Origin of the sequence: Gordonia amarae NBRC 15530 (assembly GCF_000241345.1) — a bacterium.
GTDB classification, from domain to species: Bacteria; Actinomycetota; Actinomycetes; order Mycobacteriales; family Mycobacteriaceae; genus Gordonia; species Gordonia amarae.
Window position 1 is genome coordinate 58,640 of the sequence record NZ_BAED01000028.1, and the last position, 26,633, is coordinate 85,272.

The 26,633-nt window shown below is 68.9% G+C and carries 1 pseudogene; it reads right to left on the bottom strand.

Annotated features, from left to right (window positions below):
* Positions 1-23: 23 nt before the first annotated feature.
* Positions 24-26,633: pseudogene (locus GOAMR_RS08585) on the bottom strand (non-ribosomal peptide synthetase); the annotation flags it as partial.

Consider the following 26,633-nt stretch of genomic DNA (forward strand, 5'->3'; position numbering starts at 1 on the left):
CTCTCAGGGTCATATTGTAGGCGTCAGCGGTCCGTGGACGGACCGGCAGGGAACGCGGCGTCGGCCGCATCGAGTGCACGGCTGAGCTCGGGCCCGATCACCTCGAGCGACTGCGGGTCGGCCATCCCGAGATGGTAGGTGTCGACGAGGACCTCGCGGATCTCCCCGGTGACAAAGGCACGCCACGCCTGTGCCAGCGCCCTCGGGTCACTCTTGTCCTGGGTTGCCACGAACAGCTGCACGTCACCGGTGTAATCCAGCGGACGGTACCCGCCCACCAGCGAGGGTGCCGTCTGGAAGCCCTCGACGACACGGTCGACCTCGTCGGCGGTGAGCAGTCCCAGCGAGGCGATCTGGTCACGGATCATCCCGATCAGATCCTCCTCAGAGCTGATCTGGGTGCTCTCGTCGAGATTGAACAGTTCGCGCCAGCCGCCGAGCAGATCGGCCGCGATCCCGGTGTCGGTGACCCCCGCAGCCTCCTCCTGCCCGGTGACGCCGTCGATGTCGCTCCCGGGCACGTCAGCCCCATCGCCGACGACAGCGTCCGTGCCGACAGCGGATTCATCGGCGCTCCCGGATTCATCGGCGCTCTGAGATTCATCATCGACGGGCAACAGCACCGCATCCATCACACCCAGGTATGCGACGGTGTCACCCTCGCGCTGCAACAACGCGACGACCGCATGGGCGATCGTGCCGCCGAGCGACCAGCCGAGGACATTGTACGGACCCGCCGGCTGGATCTGCTTCATCTCCTGGACATAACGCTCGGCCAGTTCCACCACGTCGGTCGCAGCCGGCTCGTCGGCCACGACGTGCGGGTCCTGCAGGCCGTAGATCGGTCTGTCAGCAAGATACGGCACGAAACCGCCGTAGAACCACGCCACACCACCGGCCGGATGGACGCAGAACAGCGGCCGTCGGCTCCCCTGGGTCCGCAGGACCAGCAGCACCCCGTTGTTGGCCCGCACCCCCGATTCGATCAGAGCCGCGACGGCCCGGACTGACGGATCGGAGAACAGCGAGGCGAGCCCCACATCGATGGTGAACTCCTTGCGGAGCCTGTCGACGACCCGCACCGCCGACAGCGAGTTGCCGCCGAGGTCGAAGAACGACGCCGCCGCCGACACCTGCTCGAGGCCGAGGACATCGGCGAAGATCGCGGCGACGATGTTCTCGTAGTGCCCTTCCGGCGCGACGTAGGCCTCCTGCAGCAACGTCGGATCGTGTGCCGGCAACGCGCGCCGGTCGATCTTGCCCGCGCTGTTGAGCGGCAACTCATCGAGTGTCATCCAGGCCGACGGAATCATGTACTCGGCCAGCGACGCACGTGCCGACGACGCGACGGCGGCAACGTCCGCTTCGGCAGGCGAGACGTAGCCGACCAGGTAGTCACCGCCGCCGGGCGCCTTGGCGACGATCACCGCCGCGTTCACCACACCCGGTGCCGCCGCGATCACCGCCTCGATCTCACCCAGCTCGACTCGCTGGCCCCGCAACTTCACCTGGAAGTCGGTGCGGCCGAGGTACTCCAGCACCCCGTCCGCGCGGCGCCGCACGAGGTCACCGGTCCGGTACAGGCGCTCACCCGACCCGAACGGATCAGCGACGAACCGCTCGGCCGTCAGATCCGGACGCGCGGCGTAACCCCGGGCCAGTTGCACCCCGCCCAGGTACAACTCGCCGACCACCCCGTCGGGAACACGATGCAGCCTGCCGTCGAGAACGTGCGAGGTGCTGTTCCACACCGGCACACCGATCGGCACCGACGAGTCGGTGGCGTCGGCGCGTTCGATGCTCTCGCAGGTGATCTCGACCGCGGCCTCGGTGGGACCGTACAAGTTGTAGAACAGGATGTCCGGCAACGCCGAACGCAGGTCGGCGGCCACCGCCGGCGGCACCGCCTCACCCGTCAGCGAGATGATCCGCACCGAGTCCATCCGGGAGATGCGCTCGACCCCGACGACGTCGACGAAGACCGCGAGCATCGACGGCACGAAGTGCACCATCGTCGCCCGGGTCCGCTCGACGATCTCGGCGACGTAGAGCGGCTCGATGTGGCCGCCCCCTTTGAGCACCACCATGCGGGCGCCGATCATCAACGGCGCGAACAACTCCGGCACCGACACGTCAAAGGTGTACGGCGTCTTGAGCACCACCGAATCCGACTCGTCGATGGGTAGTTCGTCCAGTCCCCACCACAACCGGTTGAGCACCGCGGCGTGCGAGAGTGTCACACCCTTCGGCTTGCCGGTGGATCCGGAGGTGAACAGGGTGTAGATCGCGTTGTCGGGCCGCAGCGGCGTGAGCCGGTCGGCATCGGTCACCGGCGCGACGGACAGGTCGGCCGGCCCCGAACAATCGACCACGACGGTGCGGGCATCGCCCACCTCCGGCGTACCCGCGGCACCGACCAGCACGAGTTCCACACCCGCGGTCTCCATCATGTACTGCACCCGGTCGGCCGGGGCGTCGGTGGCGATGGGCACGTACTGGCCGCCCGCGGCCACCACCGCGTGGATCGCGACGACCATCTCAATGCTGCGGTCGATGCTCACCCCGACGGCGGCATCGGTGCCGATCCCTGCCGAGATCAGCTCGCGGGCAAGCACACTGACCCGGGCCGAGAACTCGGCGTAGGACACCTCGCGTCCCTCGTACCACAGGGCAACCGCATCCGGATTGCTCGCGGCCCGGGCAGCGAGCACGCCGGGCAGCGACCCTTCCGGGATCGTCACGGCGCCGCCCGCCGATTCCCGCGCCACCTGCTTGGCATCGTCTGCGGACAGCCAGTCGATGTCGCCGACGGCTGTGGACGGCTGCGCGGTCAGCCCCTCGAGCACCCGGACGAAGGTTCCGGCGAACGCGTCGATCGTCGACGCGTCGAACAGGTCGACCGCGTAGACGATGCCGCCCTCCCAGGCCGACCCGTCCGGCGCCGAGGAGACGACGACGGACAGGTCGAGCTGCGCGGGAATCAGCGGCAGCGGCAGGGTGGCGATCGACAGCCCGGTCAGCGACATCTCCGCATCGGTGGCCGAAGCCCCCGGATCGAAGGAGAACATCACCTGCGCCAGCGGCGAGAACGCCTCCGACCGCACCGGATCGACCGCCTCAACGACCGATTCGAACGGTACGTCCGCGTGGGTGAATCCGGCCAGATCAACGCTGCGTATCTGATCGAGCAGCGTCGTGAACGAAGCCGAAGGATCGACCTCGGCGCGCAGGACGAGGGTGTTGACGAACATGCCCACCAGCGGTTCCAGGACACTGCGGCCCCGGCCGGCGATCGGGGTGGCCACCGCGATGTCGGTGCTCGCGCTCAGCCGTGCCAGCAGTACCGACAGTGCGGCGTGTACCACCATGAACGGTGTCGCACCACTGTCGCGGGCCAGGCGCTCGACGACCTGCCCGATGTGCGCCGGGATCTCGAACGACACACTGTCACCCCGGCGGGAGGCCACCTGGGGGCGCGGCCGGTCGGTGGGCAACTCGATCACCTCGGGCAACCCGGCGAGGTGCTCGCGCCAGTACGCGAGCTGCCTGCCGAGCACCGAGGTCTCCTCGCTCGCCGATCCGAGCACCTCGTGCTGCCAGATGGCGAAGTCGGCGAACTGCACCGCCAGCGGCTGCCACGCGGGTTCCTGTCCCGCCGACCGCGCCGTGTACGCGGTCACGATGTCCGAGAGCAGCGGCAGCATCGACTCGCCGTCGGCCGCGATGTGGTGTACCACCAGACCAAGCAGGTACTCGTCGCCGCTCACGTGCAGCAGACGCACGCGCAGCGGCCATTCGGAGCTGACGTCGAAGCCCGCCGACACCTCGGTGAGCAACTGTTCCTCGGTGTCCACGATCTGCCAGATGCCGCGCTGCCCGAACTCGGTGACATCGCAGATCCGTTGTCCCGGAACACCCTCAACGGTCGGGAAGACAGTCCGCAGCACCTGCTGGCGTTCGACGAGGTCGACGAGGGAGCGTTCGAGCGCACCGGTGTCGAGGTCACCGGTCAGCCTCAGGACGGCGGGCACGTTGTAGGTGGACTGCGTGGTGTCGTACTGGTTGATGAACCACATCCGCGCCTGCGCGAACGACAACGGGATCTGGTCGGGGCGGGGTTCGACCGCGACGATCGGCGCCAGGGTCGCGGCATTGCCGGACACCGCGGCGATCAGCTCACGCACCGACGGCGCGTCGAAGACCTCGCGCACCGACACCGCCACACCGAGCACCTCCGACGCCCGCGCCACCACCCGCGTCGCCGACAGCGAGTTGCCGCCGAGGTCGAAGAACGATGCCGTGACCGACACCTCGTCGACGTCGAGGATGTCGGCGTAGATCCGAGCGACCGCCGCTTCGGCATCGGTGGCCGGCGCCACGAACCGGTGCGCCTCGATCATCGGATCCGGCAGCGCCCGCTTGTCGAGCTTGCCGACCGGGGTCAGCGGCATCGTGTCGAGGACCGTCACCGAGGCTGGCACCATGTGGACCGGCATCCGCTGTGCGACAAATGCTTTCAGCTCTGCCACGTCGACGCTGCCGGCGTCGCCGACCACATAGGCGGCCAGCGCGGTCGCGTTCTGTCCGCCGACACCGATGACCACCGCCGAACTCACCTCGGGGTGGCTGTTGAGCACCGCCTCGATCTCGCCGAGCTCGATCCGCAGACCCCGCAGTTTCACCTGGTCGTCGTTGCGGCCGGAGTACTCCAGGACCGGCCTGCCCAGGTGGTCGTACCGCCAGCGCACCACGTCGCCGGTGCGGTACATCCGCTCGCCGGGCGCACCGTATGGGTTGGCCACGAACCTGTCCGCGGTCACGTCGGGCCGGTGCAGGTAGCCACGGGCCAGCGGGCATCCGGCGATGTACAGTTCGCCGGACACGCCCACCGGGACCGGGCCGAGCAGCGCGTCGAGAACCATCAGGTCGGCGCCGGCGATCGGCCCGCCGAGGTCCACCAGGTCGCCCGGGCGCATCGCGTCGGTGATGGTGACACCCACCGTCGCCTCCGTCGGCCCGTACAGGTTGTGCATCGGCCAGCGCGATGCCCACTCGTCGACGAGCAGCTGACTGATGGCCTCGCCGCCGACGTAGATACGGTTCGGCGTCCTCAACGTGCCGGGGTCGAGGGTCGCGAGCACGGTGGGCGTGAGTCCGACCAGCGTGATGCCCTGTCCGTTGATGAAGTCCTGCAGCACCTCACCGCCGAGCGCGTCCTGCGGTCGGTACACCAGGGTGCCGCCGGTCATCGTCGCCATCATGTACTCGAACACCGACGCGTCGAAGCTCGGCGTCGCAAAGCCCAGCACCCGCGCGCCTTCGGGCACCTCGGCCCGCCGGACCTCCTCTGTTCCCAGATTCAGCAGACCGGAGTGGGTGACCGCGACGCCCTTGGGCTTTCCGGTGGAACCCGAGGTGTAGATGACGTAGGCGATGTTGGTCTCCCGGACCGGGGAGACGAGCTCGCCCGGCGCGATCGTCGCCGCGCTCTGTGCGGCGATCTCTCCGGCGATGCCCGGTTCGTCCAGCCGGGCCCAGGTCGCCGCACCGGTGACGGGGAATTCCCCGACAGCGGTGGTGCTCAGCCCCAGGATTGCGGCCGAATCCTCGATCATGTGCGCGACCCGATCGGCCGGATAGTCCGGGTCGACCGCGACGTAGCCGGCACCGGTCTTGGCCACCGCCCAGATCGCCGTCAGGCCCTGCACCGAGCGCGGGATCGCCAGTGCCACCAGGTCGTCGGCACCGACCCCGTAGCGACCGAGCAACCACCGCGCCAACCTGTTGGACCGCTCATCGAGCTCACGGTAGGTCAGCGTGATGCCGTCACCGGTGACCGCTGGGCGATCACCCCAGCGAGCCGCCGCATCGCTGAGCAGCTCGCCCAGCACCTTGGGTCCGGTCTTCGGGCCGCCGTTGACCACACCCAGCTCACCGGCGAGCCGGATCCCGCCCAGCGGGCGGTCCGTGTCCGCAAGGCCCTCATCGAGGATCCGCAGCAGGCTCTCGGCGAACACGTCCATGGTCGACTCGTCGAACAGGTCGGTCGCGTAGATGATGGATCCGGTCCAGTCGCCCGCGTCGGCCGGGGAGACGGCCACTAGGATGTCCAGGCGCGCGGGAAAGACCTCGGTCGGCATCGGCGTGATGGTCAGACCGGAGTCGGCTCCGGCCGCGGTGATCGACTCCCCGCCCTCATAATCGGCGATACCCGACTTCTCGAATGTCAGTGACACCTGCGAGAACGGTGCGAAGGCCCCGGACCGTGTCGCGTCCGAGGCGTCGACGACGGTGTCGAAGGGGACGTCACTGTGCGCGAACGCATCCAGGTCGGCCGTCCGCACCTGCGCCAGCAGTTCACGCATGCCGGAGCCGAGGTCCACTCGGGTCCGCAGGATGAGGGTGTTGACGAACATGCCGACCAGTCGGTCGAGTGCCTGCTGGCCGCGACCGGCGACCGGGGTGGCGATGGCGATGTCGTCAGTGGCCGACAGCCGGGAGATCAGCGCCGCCAGCGCCGCCTGCACGACCATGAACCGGGTGACACCGAACTCCGTTGCAGCGGCGTCGATCCGATCGGCGATGCCCGACGGCACACCGAAGGTGGTGTAGGCGCCCCGTTCGCTTGCCCGCGGCGGGCGCGGACGGTCGGTCGGGATCTCGACGAGATCAGGCAATCCGGCCAGCGCCGTGCGCCAGTAGGACAGCTGCCGGCTGGCGATCGACTCCGGGTTGTCGGGCGAGCCCAGAACCTCGTGCTGCCAGATCGAGAAGTCCGCGAACTGCACCGGCAACTCGGCGGGGTCGCTGATGCCGGGGGATGTCTCGGCCAGGTATGCCGTCGCCAGGTCTGCGAAGAGCGGCGGAACCGACTCTCCGTCGGCGCTGATGTGGTGCACGACCAGGCCGAGCACCCATTCGCCCGCGCCGTCGGAAGCGGTGGCACCTCCCGTGATCCGCACGCGCACAGGCCATTGCGATGACACGTCGAACCCTCTGGTGAGTTCGGCCCACAGGTCCTCGACCGTGTCGACGGCAGCCCAGTCGAGGGTCTCCTCGACGTCGTCGGCGTCCGAGATCACCTGGTACGGAACACCGTCCACGGCGGGATAGGTGGTGCGCAGGGACTCGTGACGCACCACCAGGTCGACCACCGAGCGGCGCAGCGCCGACAGCTCGAGATGCCCGGTGAGCTTGACCACGAGCGGGATGTTGTACGTGGACGCGTCGGGTTCGAGCTGGTTGATGAACCACATGCGCTGTTGGGCAAAGGCCAGCGGGATCCGCGCCGGCCTCTCCTGCGCCGGCGTGATCGGCGGGAGCATCCCGTCGTTGCCGGATGTCGCCGCGATCAGTCCCCGCACCGACGGTGCCTCGAACACGTCGCGGACCGACACCTTGACGCCGAGCACGTCCGACGCGCGGGCCGCCAGGCGCATCGCCGACAGCGAGTTGCCGCCGAGCGCGAAGAACGAGTCGGTGACGCCGACCCGGTCGTGGCCGAGCAGACCTGCCACCACCGCCGCGAGCAACTCCTCGTCCGCCCCGTCCGGTGCGACGAATTCGTCACCGGCACCGGCGAAGTCGGGAGCAGGCAGGGCGCGGCGATCGAGCTTGCCTGCAGCGCTGAGCGGCACCTCGTCGAGCAGGACCCACGACGTGGGCACCATGTACTCGGGAACCTTTTGTGCCACAACACTCTTCACGGCGTCCACCGGAACGTCGGCCGGGACGAGATAGCCGACCAGATGTTCGGCACCCGATCCGGTCTTCACCACCGCGGCCGCCGCGTGCACCACACCGGGCACCTGCGCCAGCACCGCCTCGACCTCACCGAGCTCCAGCCGCTGACCACGCAGTTTCACCTGAAAGTCGGTACGGCCCAGGTACTCGATCACACCGGCGCCATTCCACTTCACCAGGTCGCCGGTCCGGTACAGCCGGGCACCCGCCGCACCATACGGATCGGCCACGAAACGCTCAGCGGTCAGTCTCGACTGCCCCGCATAACCGCGGGCCACCTGCACACCACCCAGATACAACTCGCCCGGCACGCCCGGCGGCACCGGACGCAACCGCGAGTCCAGCACCAGCGTGGACGTATTCGGCACCGGCACACCGATCGGGATGACGGTGTCACCACGGCCGACCTCATACGCGGTGACATCGACCGCCGCCTCGGTGGGCCCGTACAGGTTCACCAGCCGCACCGCCGGCAACGCCGACAACAACACCTGCGACGGCGGCACCGTCAACGCCTCACCCGAGGTGAACACCACCCGCAGACTCGTCAGCCCCGCCAGCCGCTCGTCACCGAGCGCGTCGACGTACGCCGCCAGCATCGACGGCACGAAGTGCATCACCGAGATCTGCCGTTGCCCGATCAGTTCGGCCAGGTAGTCGGCATCGCCGTGCCGGCCCGGTTCGGCGACCACGAGTTCTGCGCCGATCATGAACGGCAGGAACAACTCCCACACCGACACATCGAACGTGATCGGTGTCTTTTGCACAAAGGTGTCCGCACGGCCCAGGCCGTACCAGTCCCGCATCCATTCCAGCCGGTTCATCAGCGCCCGATGCGACACCGTCACGCCCTTCGGGCGGCCGGTCGAACCCGACGTGAACAGCGTGTACGCCGCATCATCGCGCGACAGCGAAGCGATGCGATCGGCATCGGTCACCGGAGCGACCGTCAAGTCCGCGGCACCCTCACAGGTGACGACCAGGGTGCGGACATTCTCGGCTCGCGCGGTTTCGAGGCTCGTACCTCGCACCTCAACCAACGAGTCGGTCACTCCCCCTACACCGCTCGACGAGTGGGCCGCTGCCCCTCCGCCGGTTGAGGTGCGAGGAGCGTCAGCGACGAGCCTCGAAACCACGTGAGATTCCGCATCGGCGACCAACACCAGAGACACACCGGCCGTCTCCAGCATGTACCGCACCCGATCGGCGGGTGCGTCGGTGGCGATCGGCACATACTGCCCACCCGCGGCCACGACCGCATGGATCGCCACCAGCAGTTCCACCGAGCGGTCGATGGCCACGCCCACGGCCACATTCGGACCGACACCCTGCGAGATCAATTCGCGGGCAAGAGCATTGACCCGCGCACCGAACTCGGCATAAGACACACCACGCCCACCGAACCACAGCGCGGACCCGCGCCGCGACCGCGCGGTCTGCGCCGAGACGAGGTCGACGACCGACTCACCCGGCAGGACGACATCGGTGCCGCGCGAACGCGTGAGCGCACCGTCGATGACCTCGCCCGGAACCCAGGCCACATCTCCGACCGGCAGTGTGGGCCGCGCCGTCAGTCCGTCGAGGATCCGAACCAGCCTGTCGGCGAACACGGCGACGGTCGATTCGTCGAACAGATCCGTCGCCGAGATGATCGTGCCCGCCCAGTCCTGGCCGGCGGGTGCCGACGACACGATGAACGACAGGTCGAGCTGCGCCGGCACCACCGGCGCGGCCACGGGCGCGATGGACAGTCCGGCGACGGCCACCTCGGCCTCTGCCACCGACGCACCCGGATCGAACGACAGCATGACCTGCGCCAGCGGCGAGAAGGCCTCGGAGCGAACCGGATCGACGGCCTCGACCACCGCCTCGAACGGGATGTCGGCGTGCGAGAACGCGTCGAGATCGGCGCTCTTGGCCTGCTCGAGGATCTCGGTGAACGGCGCCGCGGCCGCGACGCGGGTGCGCAGCACGAGGGTGTTGACGAACATGCCGACGAGCGGATCGAGGGCGCTCTGTCCCCGGCCGGCCACCGGAGTCGCCACAGCGATGTCATCGGAGGCGCTCAGCCTGGCCAACAGCACCGACAGCGCCGCGTGCACCACCATGAACGGTGTGACACCGGCCTCACGGGCGACGGCGTCGATCCGCTCCCCGACCGCCGCCGGGATACCGAACGACGTGCGCTGTCCCCGGTAGGACGCGACCGGCGGGCGCGGCCGGTCCGACGGCAACTCCAGCACGTCCGGCAGATCGGCGAGTTGTTCGCGCCAGTAGCCTAGCTGCCGCGACAGCGCCGACGACGGGTCGTCCGGCGCTCCGAGCACCTCACGCTGCCAGATCGTGTAGTCGGCGTACTGCACCGCTAGCGGGGCGAACGCCGGGTCGGTGCCCGCCGCCCGGGCCGAGTACGCGGTCACCAGGTCAGTCACCAGCGGGAGCTGGGACTCACCGTCGGCCGCGATGTGGTGGGTGATGACCGCGAGCAGGTGCTCGCCGCCGGCCGTGCGGCACAATCGCACCCGCACCGGCCACTGCGCAGCAACATCGAACCCCGTCGCGGCGTCGGTGAAAAGCTCGGCCTCGGAGTCTGTTTCGCGCCAGATCCCGCGCCTGTCGAACTCCTCGACAGCACCGATCAGCTGCCTGGGCACCCCGTCGACGGCGGGGAACGAGGTTCGCAGGATCTCGTGCCGCGCGAGCACGTCGATGACGGCCGCACGCAACGCGGCGACGTCGAGTTCACCGGTGAGCCGCAGCACGGCGGGCACGTTGTAGGTGATCGCCGTGGTGTCGAACTGGTTGATGAACCACATGCGCTGCTGCGCGTAGGACAACGGGACCGGTTCGGGGCGCGGCGAGATCGCGGTGACGGGTGTCACCGCGGCGGTGTGGCCCGACACAGCGGCGATCAGGGCCCGGACGGACGGCGCCTCGAAGACGTCGCGCACCGACACCTCGACACCGAGGACGGCACCGGCGCGGGCGGCCAGCCGCATCGCCGACAGCGAGTTGCCACCGAGGTCGAAGAACGATGCCGCCACCGAAACCTGTGGCAGGCCCAGCAGATCCGCGAACACACCGGCGACGGCCGTCTCGGTGCCGGTCTCCGGTGCCACGTACTCGTCGAGGGCGCCGAAATCCGGGTCGGGCAGGGCTTTCCGGTCGATCTTGCCCGAGGCGTTCAGCGGCAGCTCGTCGAGAACAACCCACACCGTCGGCACCATGAAAGGCGGAAGCGATTGCGCGACATGCTCTTGCACGTCGTCGAGAGCCAGCGACGCCGGCGAGACATAGCCCACCAGGTGCTGGGCACCGCCGTCGGCGACGGCCACCGCGGCGGCGGAATGCAACACACCCGGAGCCGCGTCGAGCGCGGCCTCGACCTCACCGAGCTCGAGCCGCTGACCGCGGAGCTTGACCTGGAAGTCGGTGCGCCCCAGGAAGTCCAGCTCACCGCCGGACGTCCGGCGGACCAGGTCGCCGGTGCGGTACATACGCGTACCCGGTGCGGCGGCGAAGGGATCGGCGAGGAACCGTTCGGCCGTGAGGCCGACCCGCGAGGCATAGCCCCGGGCGACCTGATCGCCGCCGATGTACAGCTCACCCGGCATGCCGGGCGGCACCGGCCGCAGCCGGTCGTCGAGCACGTAGGTGCGGTTACCGCGGGCGGAGCCGCCGATGTTGACCGTGGGCGCCTGCGGGTCGATGACCTTGCGGGTGGAGTAGATGGTGGTCTCGGTGGGTCCGTACTGGTTACGCAGGCGCACCTGCGGCCAGGCGCGTACGGCCTGCGCCGCCAGCGCGGGCGGCACCGTCTCGCCGCCGATACCCACGTCCCGCAAGGTCGAGGCCCAACTCGCGTCGGCAGCGAACTCATCGAGCATGACCGACAGCATCGAGGTGACGAAGAACGCGGTGGTGATGCGGTGCCGGGTCACGAGGCGGGCGATGACCTGCGGGTCGCGGTACTCGTCCTGACCGACCAGCACCAAGGTGCCACCGGCCAGGACCGGGCGCAGCAGTTCGAGCACGAACGGGTCGAAGGTGTAGGCCAGTTCCTGCAGGAACACGTCGGAGGCGGCGAAACCGTTCTCGGCTCCGTCGGAACCGAGAAGTGTCAGGAATGCCTCGTGGGTCACCGTGACGCCCTTGGGACGTCCGGTGGAGCCGGAGGTGAAGATCGTGTACAGCGCGTTGCCCGCACGCAGCGGTCCACGCCGCCGGGCATCGGTCACCGCATCCACGGCAGATCCGACCGGGGACGAGCAGTCCACGGTCACGGTCCGCACGCCGGGCTGGGCGAACGTCGAACCCGCGCCGACGAGCACGATGTCCGCACCCGAGGTCTCCAGGACATAGCGCACCCGGTCCGACGGTGCCTCGACGTCGACGGGCACGAAGTGGCCGCCGGCGACGATCACCGCGTGGAGGGCGACGACCATCTCGATGCTGCGCGGAACCCGGACGGCGACGGCTGTCTCGGGCCCGACGCCCATCGCGATGAGCTCGGCGGCCAGGGTGTTGACGCGGGCGCCGAGTTCGCCGTAGGTGACCTCACGATCGTCCAGCACCAGCGCGCGTCCGTCGGGATTGCCGGTGAACTGTGCGGCGAGCAGATCGGCGACGGTCCCCGACGGACGCTGCGGTTCGCCGCCGTCGGCGAACTCCAGCGCGGCGGCGGCACTGTCGGCGGAGGTGAGCGCGATGTCGGCGATCAGTGCCGCCGGGTCGGTGGCGATGGCGCGGACGATCTCGGCGAGCGCCGAGATGAACACCCGCACCTGCGCTTCGGTGAACGCGGTGGGCAGGTAGTGCAGCCGCAGCCTGAGCGCATCACCGGCGGGCGAGGTGCCCATATTGAGCGGGTAGTGCGTGGAGTCGCTGAATCCCGCGGAGGTGATCGCCAGACCCTCACCCCCGGAACCGGTTTCGGCAGCATCCGGGTCGCCGGTGTCCGCCGGTGCCGCCGAGGTCAGCGAATCGGCGTCCACGGGGTACGACTCGTGGACCACGAGGGTGTCGAATCCGACGCCCACGCCCGCGGCGGAGCTGATCTCGGGCAGGCTCAGATGCTGGTAGTCGAGCACCTTGATCTTGTCGGCCTGCAGCGCGGCCAGCGCATCGGCAATGGTGGCCTCGGGGTTAACGTCGACCGCGACGGGCAGCGTGTTGATGAACAGGCCCACCATCGATTCGACGCCGGGGAGGTCAGCGGGCCTGCCGGACACGGTCTCGCCGAAAGTGACCACCCGGTCGCCGGTGAGCCGAGACAGGAACACCGCCCACGCGAACTGCAGTGCGGTGGCCAGGGTGGCACCGCTCGCACGCGCCGCGGCCTCCAGCCCAGCCACCAGATCCGGCGTCAACTGCGTTCTGATGTCTTGTGGCAGCACTTCTTTCGAGGCGGTGTAGCCGGGTGCGACGAGCGTCGGACCGACGACCGGTGCCAGCACCTGCCGCCACGCCGCCTCACCGGTGGACTTCTCGCGCGACCAGATCAGGTCCAGGTAGTCACCGAAGTCGTGACCGGCCGCTCCGGTACGGGTGTAGGTCTCGCCCGTCGCGTACAGCGCGAGAATGTCGGCCATCACCAGCGGACCGGACCAGCCGTCGAGGATCAGATGGTGGTTGGTGGCCACGAGCGTCGACGAATTGCCGTGCGTGGCAAGGACGAATCGCAGTAGCGGCGGTGCGGACAAATCGAAGGGCAGCACCCGCTGTTCGGCGGCGATCGCCTCCACCCGGGCGTGTACCTCGTCGGCGCCGAGGTCGCCGAGGTCGACCTCGGTCCACGGCAGCTCCACATGTTCGGGTACCACCGTGACCACCGCACCGCTGGGTGCGGTCACGAATCCCGAACGCAACACCCGGTGGTGGGTGAGTAGCGCCTGCGCGGCTTCGCGAAGCCGGGCGGCGTCGATGCCGGCGAGTTCCACAACCGCCTGTGCCACATACACATCCACCGCACCGGCGGTGCCGGCGGCGAGTTCGGACTGGAAGAACAGCCCCTGCTGCAATGGTGCGGGCGGCCAGATCGCGGCACCGGGGAACCGCCCGGTGATCACGTCCAGGTCGTGCTGGGTCAGGTCGGTGCCCGGAATGTCGGACGGTGACGGCCCGGGTTCATTGCCCGCGGCGACGAACTCGACGATCCCGGACAGCTCGGAGGTCCACCGGTCGGCGAGATCACGAACCTCATCCTCGGTGAACAGCGCGGACGGGAACGACACGGTCGCGCTCAGCCGGCCCAGGCCGTCGACCGATGCGTTGATACTCAGCGGCGCGCCGACGATCATCCGCCCGGCGGGCAGCGCCGAGAGGCCGGGTGCGCCGGCCCTGCTGAACGGCAACGGTGCGTTCTGTTGCGGCTCTTCATCCGGCTTCTCAGATACGGCAGCACCTTTCGCGGTTCGTCCGCCTGCGCCGAGATAGTTGAAGATGATCGGCGGCAGGGGCCGATCGGCCACTTCGCCGGGCAACCCGTACCGCAGGAATCCGAACCCGGCGCCCGAGTCGGGCTGTCCGAGGCGTTCCTCCTTGGCCGCCTTGACCGCGTGCACGACGTCGGTGCCGGGCTCCACGCGTATCGGGGCGATCGAGGTGAACCAGCCGACCGATCGCGACAGGTCGGCGCGGACCGCGCCGGGTGCGGTGGCCAGCACCTCCTCGTACCTGCCGTGGCCTTCGACGAGGACGGTGAGAGCATCGTCGGACCCACCGGTCCGGTCGGTCTGCCACGAGCGGACAGCACGGGCGAGGGCACCGAGGAGTGCGTCGTTCACGTGACCGCCGAACGCTTCGGGCACCGCGGTGACCAGCGATTCGGTCAGCTCCGGATCAATATGGTGCACAAAGGAAATCGCGGTGTTCTCCCGGTCCCGATCGCGATCGATCGCGGGGAACCGGGTGTGTTCGGGCAGCCGGGCGAGCCAGTACGCCTCCGCGGCGCCATCGGTGCGGGTCGTCATGCGGGCACTGAGCGCGCTCATCCAGGCCCGCTCGGAGGTGCCGACGGCCCGCAGATGGTAGGGATGCCCCGCGCTGCGCTGGGCCCAGGCCACGATCAGGTCCTCGATGATCGCCTGCCAGGACACCGCGTCCACACCGAGGTGGTGGATCACCACCACGACGCGGCCGGCTCCGGCGGGGTCCCTGACGAGCGCCGCGCGGACCAGCCCACCGGCGGCCGGATCGAGTTGTGCGGCGGCCGCGGCGTGAGCACGGACCAGGTCCGCATCGAAACCCTCTGTGTCCACGGCGAATTCGGAGGTCAGCGCGGACACCGCGGCTACAGCGTCGAATCCGGTGCCCGCGGTCAGCTCATACCTGGCCGAGGGCGTGAGTTCGAGCCGGGCGGTGAGCATCGGGTGGTGATCGACGACCACTCCGAGCACTTCGGCGAGTGCTTCGACGCTCAGCCCATCGGGTGCGGTGAGGACGGCCGACTGGTTGAAGTCGGCGAAATCCTCCGGCTCCGATGACTGCTCGACCATCATCGATACGGTTGGTGGCAGTGGAATACGGCCGGCACCGCCGCCATCCGGTTCGGCCAGCGGTGGCAGCTGTGCGCTCTCGTCGGTCATCGCCCGTGCGATGGCGCGAACCGTACGGTGCACGAAGATCTCCCGCGGCGACAGCGCAAAACCCGACGCCCGCATCGCCGAGGCCAACTGGATCGACATGATCGAGTCGCCGCCGAGCGCGAAGAACGACTCGGTGACCGACACGCGTTCGACGTGCAACAGCCCGGCGATCACCGAGGCCAGCAGCTCTTCGACCGCCCCGAGCGGCGCGACATACGCCGAGGCCGCACCGAAGTCGGGTGCGGGCAACGCTTTCCGGTCGACCTTGCCGGAACTGTTCAGCGGAATCTCGGCGAGCTCATTCCATACGGTCGGCACCATGAATGCCGCAAGCTTTTCCGACGCAACGGTCTTGACGGCTTCCATATCGAGTGACGAGCCGGACACGTAGGCCACCAGGTGCTGGGCACCGGTCTCCGTCGATGCGACGGCGGCCGCCGCGTACCGCACGCCCGGGGCACTCACCAGGACCGTCTCGATCTCACCTAGTTCGATCCGCTGGCCGCGCAGTTTGATCTGGAAGTCCTTGCGGCCCAAGTATTCCAGCAATCCACCAGACCACCGGACGGTGTCGCCGGTGCGGTACAGCCGGGAACCGGCGGGGCCGAACGGATCGGCGACGAAACGTTCGGCGGTGGTCACGGTCTGCGAGCTGTAACCACGCGCCACCTGATCGCCGCCGAGATACAGTTCACCCGCGACACCGTCGGGCACCAGCCCGAGCCGGTCGTCGAGAACGTAGGCCCGGATACCGGCGACGGGTTTGCCGATGGCGATCCGGCCGGTTGCCGGGTCGTAGTCGTGGATCGTCGAGTAGATGGTGGTCTCGGTGGGCCCGTACTGATTGTGCAGCCCGGCCGACGGCCATGCGGACGCCACGGCGGCGGCCACAGCGGGCGGTACCGCCTCGCCACCGGTCGACACCTTCGCCAGTGTCGCCGACCACTCGGTGTGACTGCCGAGGGTCTCGATCATCGCCGCCAGCATCACCGGGGCGATCATCGCCGCGGTCACCCGGTGCGTCGCGATGATGTCGGCGATCGCCTGCGGGTCACGGTTGGTACCCGGTGCGAGCATGATCAGTGGCGCGCCGAGCAGCGCCGGGCGCATGAACTCCAGCACAGCCGGGTCGAAGGTGTACTCGAGCATCTGCACGAACACGTCGTCGGCGGTAAGACCGTAGTGGTCACGATCGGCGTTGACCTGCGCGAGCAATGCCCGCTGGGAGACGGTCACGCCCTTGGGGCGACCCGTCGAACCCGAGGTGAACAAGGTGTATGCGGCGTTCTCGGGTGTGAGCGTGCCGAGCCGCTCGGAGTCCGCGATCTGCCGGATGTCCGCACCGGTTCCGGCCAGTTGCGTGCAGTCGATGACGAGGGTCTCGATCCCCGGAATCCGCTTTCGGTCGACGTCGTCGGAGAGCATCAGCGACACCGCCGCGGTATCACAGATGTACGCAGCGCGATCTTCCGGCGCGTCGGGTGCAACCGGAACGAACTGCCCGCCGGCAACGAGCACCGCATGGATGGCCACCGCCATCTCCACTCCCCGGCCGAAGCTCAGACCGACCGCGGTGTCCGGTCCGACCCCGGCCGAGATGAGTTGCCGGGCAGTTGTATTCACGTATGCGGCGAACTCGCCGTAAGTCACCGTCCGGTCGCCGAACACTACGGCCGTCCGTTCGGGCGCAGTGGCGGTCAGCGCCGATGCGAGCGCCGCGGCGACGGTGCCCGCCGCGGTGTCCGCAGGGGGACCGGCCGAGTCGGCAAGCACCTGTTCGCGCTCTCCGTCGCCGAGCAGATCGACGTCGCCGACCGCCCGCCCGGGATCGTCGGTGACGGCATCGAGCAGCCGGATCAGCCGACCGAGCATCGAGGACACCGTGGGCTCGTCGAACAGGTCGGTGGCGTAGGTGGCCATCGCCGACCATGGCTCACCCGCCGGGCCCGAGGTGACGACGACGGTCATGTCCTGATGTGCGGGCACCAGCGGTGCTGCGATGGGGGCGACCCGCAGGTCATCGACGGTCACGTCGGCGCCGTCGACGGACGCACCGGGGTTGAACGACAACGCGATCTGGGCCAGCGGTGCGAATGCCTCCGACCGCACCGGGTCAAGCGCGTCGACGACGGTCTCGAAGGGCACGTCGGAGTTGGCGAACGCTTCGAGGTCGGTGGTGCGGACCCGTTCGAGCAGCGCGTCGAACGTCTCACCACTGACGATGCGGGTGCGCAGCACCAGCGAGTTGACGAACATGCCGACGAGCGGGTCGAGGGCTTCGTCACCGCGGCCCGCGATGGGGGAGCCGACGGCGATGTCATCGGTGTCGCTGAGCCGGGCCAGCAGCACCGCCAGCGCGGCGTGCACCACCATGAACGGGGTGATGCCGCGTTCGGCGGCCACGGCGGTGATCCGCTCCCCCACCTCGGCCGGGATGGTCAGTGACGTGCGCGCACCCACATGGGAGGCCACCGCGGGCCGGCGCCGGTCCGCGGGCAGTTCCAGGACGTCGGGAACGTCGGCCAATTGTTCACGCCAGTAATCCAATTGGCGACCGACCACCGACTGCGGGTCGTCGGCCGACCCGAGCACGTCGTGCTGCCAGATCGCGAAGTCTGCGAACTGGACCGGCAGCGGCGACCACTGCGGCACCGCACCCGCGGTGCGTGCCCGATAGGCGGTGACGACGTCGGAGACCAGCGGGAGCAAAGACTCGCCGTCGACGGCGATGTGGTGGGTGACCACCGCGAACAGATACTCAGGCTCGGCGCCGTCGGTGGTCGGCCACAGCATCGCCCGCAGCGGCCAGTCGCCTGCGACATCGAATCCGGTTGCTGCCGAGGCCATCAGCTCTGCCTCGGAAGCTGCGATCCGCCAGATGCCGCGATCGTCGAATTCGGCGATATCGCCGATCAGCTGCCGGGGGCCGTCGCCCGGTCGCCCGTCTTGGCTGTCGGGGAACGAGGTGCGCAGGACTTCGTGTCGCGCCACTGTGTCGACGACGGCCTGCCGCAGGGCGTCGACGTCGAGGGCGCCGGTCAGGCGCAGGATCGCGGGCACGTTGTAGGTGGGCAGACTCGGATCGAACTGGTTGATGAACCACATCCGCTGCTGTGCGAACGACAGCGGGATCCGGTCCGGGCGCGGGTCGGCCGCCGACACCGGTACCAGCGCCGCCGAATGTCCGGCGACGGCGGCGATGAGTTCGCGCACGCTCGGCGCCTCGAACACGTCCCGCAGGGTTACCTCGACACCCAGCGCGGCCGCTGCGCGGGCGGCAACCCTGGTGGCCGACAACGAGTTTCCGCCGGCATCGAAGAACGACGTGGACACCGACACCTCGTCGGTGCCAACACCGAGGATGTCGGCGAAGACCTCGGCGACGGCCTGCTCCTCTGACGTCTGTGGAGCGACGTACTCCCCTACCGCGATGACCGGTTCGGGCAGTGCGCGTTTGTCGAGTTTGCCGATCGGGGTGAGCGGGAACTCGTCGAGGACCATGATCGAGGCCGGGATCATGTATTCCGGAAGACGTTCTCCGGCAAAGGACTTCAATTCATCAACATCGATCTCGACACCCTTGTCGGCGACGACGTACGCGGCCAGCGCCGTGGCGACCGACCCGCCGACACCGATCACCACCGCAGAGTGCACCGACGGGTGGGCGGTGAGCACCGACTCGATCTCGCCGAGTTCGATACGCAGACCACGCAGCTTCACCTGGTCATCCGAGCGACCGGCGTATTCCAGTTCGGGTGTGCCGTCGGCACCACGGCGCAGGCGCACCAGGTCGCCGGTCTTGTACATGAGGTCGCCGGGATTGCAGTGTGGGTTGGCTACGAAGGCACCTACGGTGAGCGCCGGGCGGCGCAGGTAGCCGCGGGCCATCCCATAACCGGTGATGTACAGGTCGCCGACCGCACCCACGGGGGACGGACGCAGCCGTGCGTCGAGGACCATCAGCCCCGTGCCGGTGAACGCGTCGCCGAGCACCACTGGCGCCCCGACGGATAGCGGTTTCGAGATGGTCACGGCGACAGTGGTTTCGGTGGGACCGTACAGGTTCTGAAACCTGCGGAACGGTGCCCACGAGTCCTTGAGCGACTGCGGCACCGCCTCGCCGCCCACGTACACCATCCGGAGTGCGGGCAACGTCGCCGGATCGAGGGTGGCCAGCACCGTCGGGGTCAGGAAGAGATGAGAGACGGCCTGCCGGGACATGAAGCCCTGCAACATCTCCGCACCCACGGCGTCGGCCGGTCGGTAGACGAGCACGCCACCGGCGGTGAGCGCCATCATGTACTCGAGCACCGACGCGTCGAAACTCGGGGACGCGAATCCGAGGACCCGCGAGTACTCGTCGGCACTCGCCCGGTCGACCAGTTCGCGTCCCAGATTGGCCAGGCCCCAATGGGTCACGGCCACACCCTTGGGGTGGCCCGTCGACCCGGACGTGAAGATGATGTAGGCCAGATTGTCGGGCCGGACCGGACGCAACCGGTCAGTGTCGGTGACCGCGTCGCCGTCGAGTGAGGCGACCTGCGCCTCGACGGCCGGGTCGTCGAGCACCACATAGTCGATGCCCGCGTCGGCCACATCGGTATCGGCCGACACCGTCAGGCACAGTGCCGCAGCCGAATCGGCGATGAACGCCTGGCGCCGGTCGGCCGGATAGTCGGGGTCGACGGGCACATACCCGGCGCCGGCCTTGGCGACGGCGGCGATGGTGACCAGCAGCCGCACCGAGCGGCGCATCGAGACGGCTACAAGGTCCTCGGCACCGATCCCGCGGCCGATCAGCCAGCGCGCCAGCCGGTTCGATTGTTCGTCGAGCTGGGTGTAGGTGAGCGCGGCGCCAGTGGCGTCGATCACCGCCTGCCGCGGACCCCACGTCTGCGCGGCCCGGGCGAACAGGTCACCGAGTGGCAGCGGGTCGACACCCTGACCACCGGTGAGCACGTACTCGGCGTCGACGATCTGCCGCCCCACCGGAGCAACCGCGTTCACCAGCGGCTGTGGGCGGGTCAGTACGCTTGCGCCCGAACCGAGTTCGATGTCGCCGACGGCGATGTCCGGGTTGTCGAGAACGGCGTCGAGGATTGCGAGCAATTGGTCGGCGAAGATACGCACCGTCGACTCGTCGAACAGGTCGGTCGCGTAGACCATCGACGAATACCACGGTCCGTCGTCGGCCTGCCCGACGCCCACCAGCAGATCCACCTTGGCCGGAAGTTCGTCGGTGCCGACAGCCGAAACCTTCAGTCCCGCAATCTCACCCGCCGCCGCATCGGCATCTGCGAGCTCGGGCAGCACGGATCGGTTCAGACTCAGCCACACCTGCGACAGCGGCGAGAAGGCCTGCGAGCGAACGGCTCCCACCGCGTCCACGATCGTCTCGAACGGTACGTCGGCGTTGGCGACGGCGTCGAGATCGGTGGTGCGGGTGCGGTCGACGAATTCGGCGAACGACAGCGACCCGTCGACGCGGGTACGCAGGATCAAGGTGTTGACGAACATGCCGACCAGCGGATCGAGGACACGCTGTCCACGGCCCGCGACCGGGGTGCCGATGGCGATATCGTCGGTGGCGGCCAGGCGTGCCAGCAGCACGGCCAGCGCGCTGTGCACCACCATGAACGGGGTGGCCCCCGCCTGTGCCGCGTAATCGGCGATGCGCCGGCCGGTCTCGGCGGGAATGTCGAAATCGAGTGCGGCGCCACGGCCACCGGCCACCGCCGGACGCGGCCGGTCGGCGGGCAGGTCGATCACATCGGGCAGGCCGGCGAGCTGACCGCGCCAGTAGTCGAGCTGACGGCCCACCACCGACTCCGGGTCATCCGGCGAACCCAGCACCTCGTGCTGCCAGATCGCGTAGTCGGCGAATTGCACTTCCAGCGGGGCGAATTCGGGGGCTCGATCTGCGGTATGCGCGCTGTAGGCGGTCACCATGTCGGTGATCAACGGTGTTCGGGATTCACCGTCGTAGGCGATGTGGTGGGTGACGACGGCGAGCACGTACTCGCCTGCCCCGTCGGCTGAGCCGAGTTCGAGTACTCGCGCGCGGATCGGCCAATGTTTGGTCACGTCGAATCCGGCACCGATGGCCTCGGCGAATTCCTCGGGGTCGTCGACGACATCCCAGTCGAGTTTGGCGCCGATCGTCGATGCCCGGCCGATCTTCTGGTAGGGCACCCCGTCGACGGCGGGGAAGCTCGTGCGCAGGATCTCATGGCGCGCAACCACACCCACGAGCGCGGCATACAGGGCGTCGATGTCGAGGTCGCCGGTCAGCTTGAGCACGGTCGGCTGGTTGTAGGCGGCCGAGCCGGTGTTCATCTGGTTGAGGAACCACATGCGCTGCTGCGCGAACGACAGCGGGATCTGCGCGGGCCGTGGGTCGACGGCGACGATCGGCGCGAGCGCGGCGTCGTTGCCGGCGACGGCCTGGGCGAGCCCGCGGATCGTCGGGGCATCGAAGATCTCGCGCACCGACACCTCCATACCCAGCGCCTCGCTCGCCCGGGCCGCAAGCCGCATCGCGGCCAGTGAGTTGCCGCCGAGATCGAAGAACGACTCGGTGACCCCGACCCGGTCGAGGCCGAGCAGATCGGCATACACGGCAGCGAGTGCGTGCTCCGTATCGGATTCGGGTGCAACGTATTCGGTGGCGACGATCTGCAGGTCCGGGGCGGGCAGGGCACGCCGGTCGAGTTTACCCGACGAGTTGAACGGCACAGTCTCCAGCAGCACCCACACCGTGGGCACCATGTAGGCCGGCAAGGCCGCGGCGGCGGCGGCCTTCACCGCGTCGAGATCGACGGCCGCCGGCGCCAGGTATCCCACCAGCGATTCGGCGCCGGTGTCCGAGGTGGCGACGGTGGCCGCGGCGTGCACCACACCCGGTGCCGCCGCGAGCACGGCCTCGATCTCGCCCAGTTCGAGCCGCTGGCCGCGCAGCTTGACCTGAAAGTCGCTGCGGCCCAGGTACTCCGCCTCGCCGTTGAAGTTCCATCTGGCGAGGTCGCCGGTGCGGTACAGCCGACCGCCCGGGGTGCGAGGGTCGGCGACGAAACGCTCGGCCGTCAGCCGTGGCGCCGACGCGTACCCCCGGGCCACCTGCACGCCACCGAGATACAGTTCACCCCGTACACCGGGCGGAGTCGGCCGCAGTCGGGAGTCGAGCACCGTCATCGTGACACCGGGACCCGGAACACCCAGCGGCACAACCACATCGTCGGGTTCGACCAGACGGTTGCTCGCGTCGATCGCGGCCTCGGTGGGTCCGTACTTGTTGACCAGCACGACGTCGGGCAACAGTCGGTATACAGCGGAGACGGAGGCCGCCGGCAACGCCTCGCCGCCGGCCCAGATGCGCCGTAGCGCGGGCAGCCGCCGCGGCCGGGCCTCCAGCGATTCGATGAACACCGCCAACATCGACGGCACGAAATGCACGTCCGTCACACCCTGGGTCTCGATCAATTCCAGCAGGTACGCCAGGTCGCGGTGGCCGCCGGGTTCGGCGATCACCACCGCTGACCCGCGGGTCAGCGGAACCAGGATCTCCAGGCCGGAGGCGTCGAACGTGTAGGGCGTCTTGGCGAGCACCACCTGTCCGGTTCCGGGCCCGTCGGCGTCGAACCAGCCGAGCAGGTTCACCAGTGCCGCGTGTGGGAGCGTCACGCCCTTCGGCGTGCCGGTCGACCCGGAGGTGAACAACGTGTAGATGGCGGACTCCGGACGCAACGGAGCCCGACGCTCAGTGTCGGCGACCGGCGGCGCGGTCAGGTCGGCTGTGCCCGAGCAGTCGACGACGCAGGTCGGCATGCCGTCCGGCACAGCCACGGGTGCGGTGTCATCGGCGACGAGGATCAGGCCGACCCCCGCGGTCTGTGTCATGGAGCGCATGCGGTCGGCCGGTGTGTCGGTGTCGATGGGCACGTACTGGCCGCCGGCCGCGATGACGGCGTGGATGGCCACGAACATCTCCACGGAGCGGTCGATGACCACGCCGACCGCGGTCTCGGGACCGACGCCCTGCGAGATCAGTTCACGTGCAAGGACATTCACCCGTGCACCGAATTCGGCGTAGGACACCGAGCGGTCACCGAACACCAACGCGGTCTCGCCGGCGCGCGTCTGCACCTGGGCTGCCACCATGTCTGAGACGGTCGCGAAGCGGACGTCGAGTGCCGGCCCGGCCGAGGCGGCCAGAATTTCACGCTCGCCGGCGGCGTCGAGCACGGCGACATCGCCCACGGCGATCGCGGGATCGGCGGTCACGCCGTCGAGAACGCGCACGAACTGCTCACCGAGCACGCGGGCCGTCGCCTTGTCGAACAGGTCGGTGGCGTACACCAGCGTCAGCGACCACGCCGCGCCGCCGGCACCGGAGTGGACCACGACCGACAGATCCGAGTGTGCGGGCACCACCGGTGCGGGGACGGGGGCGAACGCGACCCCGGAGATCTCGACGTCGGCGGTCTCGGCCGAGGCCCCGGGATCGAACGACAGGACCACCTGCGCCAGAGGCGAAAAGGCTTCGGAGCGAATCGGGTCCACGGCCTCGACAACGGATTCGAACGGTATGTCGGCGTGCGCGAAGGCATCGAGGTCGGTGGCGCGGACCTGTTCGAGCAGCCCACTGAACGGCATCGCCGGATCGACCTGCGCCCGCAGCACGAGGGAGTTGACGAACATGCCGATCAGCGGGTCGAGGATGTCCTGACCGCGGCCGGACGTGGGCGTGGACACGGTGATGTCGGAGGTCGCGCTCAGCCGCGACAAGAGCGCGGCGAGTGCGGCGTGCAGCACCATGAACGGTGTCGCCCCGAACTGCGCGGCCAGGGATTCGACGCGGACGCCGAGACCGTCGGGCAGGTCCACGTCGATCGCCGCGCCGCGATGCGATGCCTGCGGGGGCCGCGGCCGGTCCGCCGGCAGTTCCAGCACATCGGGTACGCCGGCGAGTTGTTTGCGCCAGTAGTCGACCTGCCTGCCGATGACCGAGTCCGGCTCCTCGGGAGTGCCGAGCACCTCATGCTGCCAGATCGCAAAGTCCGCAAATTGTATTGCCAGCGGCTCGAATTCGGGTTCACTACCGGCGACCCGGGCGGCGTAGGCAGTGGTCAGGTCCACCAGCAACGGCAGCAATGACTCGCCGTCGACGGCGATGTGGTGCACGACGACGGCCAGAATATGATCATTGGCCGCGGTCTCCAGGATGCACACACGCAACGACCACTGCCGGGTCACGTCGAAGCCTTCGGCGACTGCCGCCTCGAGTTCGGCGAGGTCGTCGACGATGTCCCAGTCGAGTTTGGCGCCGATCGTCGAGGCACGGCCGATGCGCTGATACGGAACGCCGTCATGTGCGGGGAACGTCGTACGGAGGACCTCGTGCCGGGCCACCACGTCGACGACGGCCTCCCGCAGCGCGTCGAGGTCGAGATCGCCGGTCACGCGCAGGACGGTGGGAATGTTGTAGGTCGCGTTCGAGCGGTCGAACCGGTTGATGAACCACATCCGCTGCTGCGCGAAAGAGAGCGGAATGTGTTCGGGCCGTGAGTCGGCGGCGACGATCGGGGCAAGCGCCTCGTTGCTGCCGGAGACGAACGCGATGAGCTCACGTACCGAAGGCGCTTCGAAGACATCCTTGACGGATACGTCGACGCCGAGTGCGCGACCCGCCCGGGCGGCCAGTTTGGTGGCGGCGAGCGAGTTGCCGCCGAGGTCGAAGAACGATTCGGTGACCGACACCTCGTCGGTGCCGAGCAGCCCGGCGTAGATCTCGGCGATCTGGCGTTCGGTGTCGGTTTCGGGTGCGACGTAGTCGCGTTTGGCCAGTTGCGGCGCGGGCAGTCGGCGCCGGTTCACCTTGCCGGACTTGTTGAGCGGCATCTTGGGGATCGGCATCCACACCGTGGGCCGCATGTATTCGGGCAACACCCGGGCGACCGTGTCCTTGGCCACGTCGAGATCGATGTCGGCCGGCGACAGGTACGCCACCAGATGGTCACCGCCGGCCACCTTGGCGACGGCCGCGGCGGCGGTCACCACCCCTGGCACCGACGCAAGCACGGCCTCGACCTCGCCGAGTTCGAGGCGCTGACCGCGCAGCTTCACCTGGAAGTCGCTGCGGCCCAGGTATTCGATGTTGCCGCTGGTGTTCCAGCGGGCCAGGTCGCCGGTGCGGTACAGGCGTGATCCCGGCGCGCCGAACGGATCGGCGACGAACCGGTCGGCGGTAAGGTCGGTGCGGCCGGCGTATCCGCGGGCGAGCTGGATGCCGCCGAGGTATAGGTCCCCGGGCACCCCCGGCGGCACCATCTGCATCAGCCGGTCGAGGATGACGGTGGTGGTGTTGGTGACGGGACGGCCGATCGGGATGGCGACGTCGCCGCGCTGCACCTCGTAGGCGGTGACGTCGACGGCGGCCTCCGTGGGCCCGTACAGGTTGACCAGTCGCAGTGCAGGCAACGCCGACAGCATCGCTTGGGCGGGGCCGGTGGTGAGTGCCTCGCCGGAGGTGAACACGAACCGCAGCGATTCGAGCGTCGGAAGTTCGTCCTCCATGACGTCGACGAACGCCGACAGCATCGACGGCACGAAGTGCACGACGGTGACCTGTTCGGCGGTGATCGTCGCGGTCAGGTAGGGGGCGTCGCCGTGCCTGTCGGCCTCGGCCACGACCAGCGTGGCGCCGAGCAGGGTGGGCAGGAACAGTTCCCACACCGACACGTCGAACGTCGTCGGGGTCTTCTGCAGGAAGACGTCGTCGCCGGTGAGCCCGTACCAGTCGCTCATCCAGCCGAGCCGGTTGACGAGCGCCTCGTGAGTGATCGTCACGCCCTTGGGGCGGCCCGTCGACCCGGACGTGAACAGCGTATAGGCGGCCGTGCCAGGCAGGATCGGCGACAGCCGTTCGGCGTCGGTGACCGGCGGCGCCGACAGGTCCACATCGGCCGACGCGTCGACTTCCAGGACGTCGATCCCGTCACCGAGGCCGTCGAGTGCCTCGGGTGCGGTTCCGGCGGCGATCAGCACGCACCGGGCGCCGGCGATGTCGAGCATGTAGCGGGTGCGGTCGACGGGCGAGTCGGTGTCCAGCGGCACATAGTTGCCCCCGGCGGCGACGATCGCGTGGATGGCGACCAGCATCTCCACCGACCGGTCGATGCAGACCCCGACGGCGGCGTCGGGGCCCACACCGCGCGAGATCAGTATCCGCGCCAGGACCGCCACTCGTGCCGAGAACTCCTGATAGCCGACACGTCGGCCATCGAACGCCAACGCCACACGATCCGG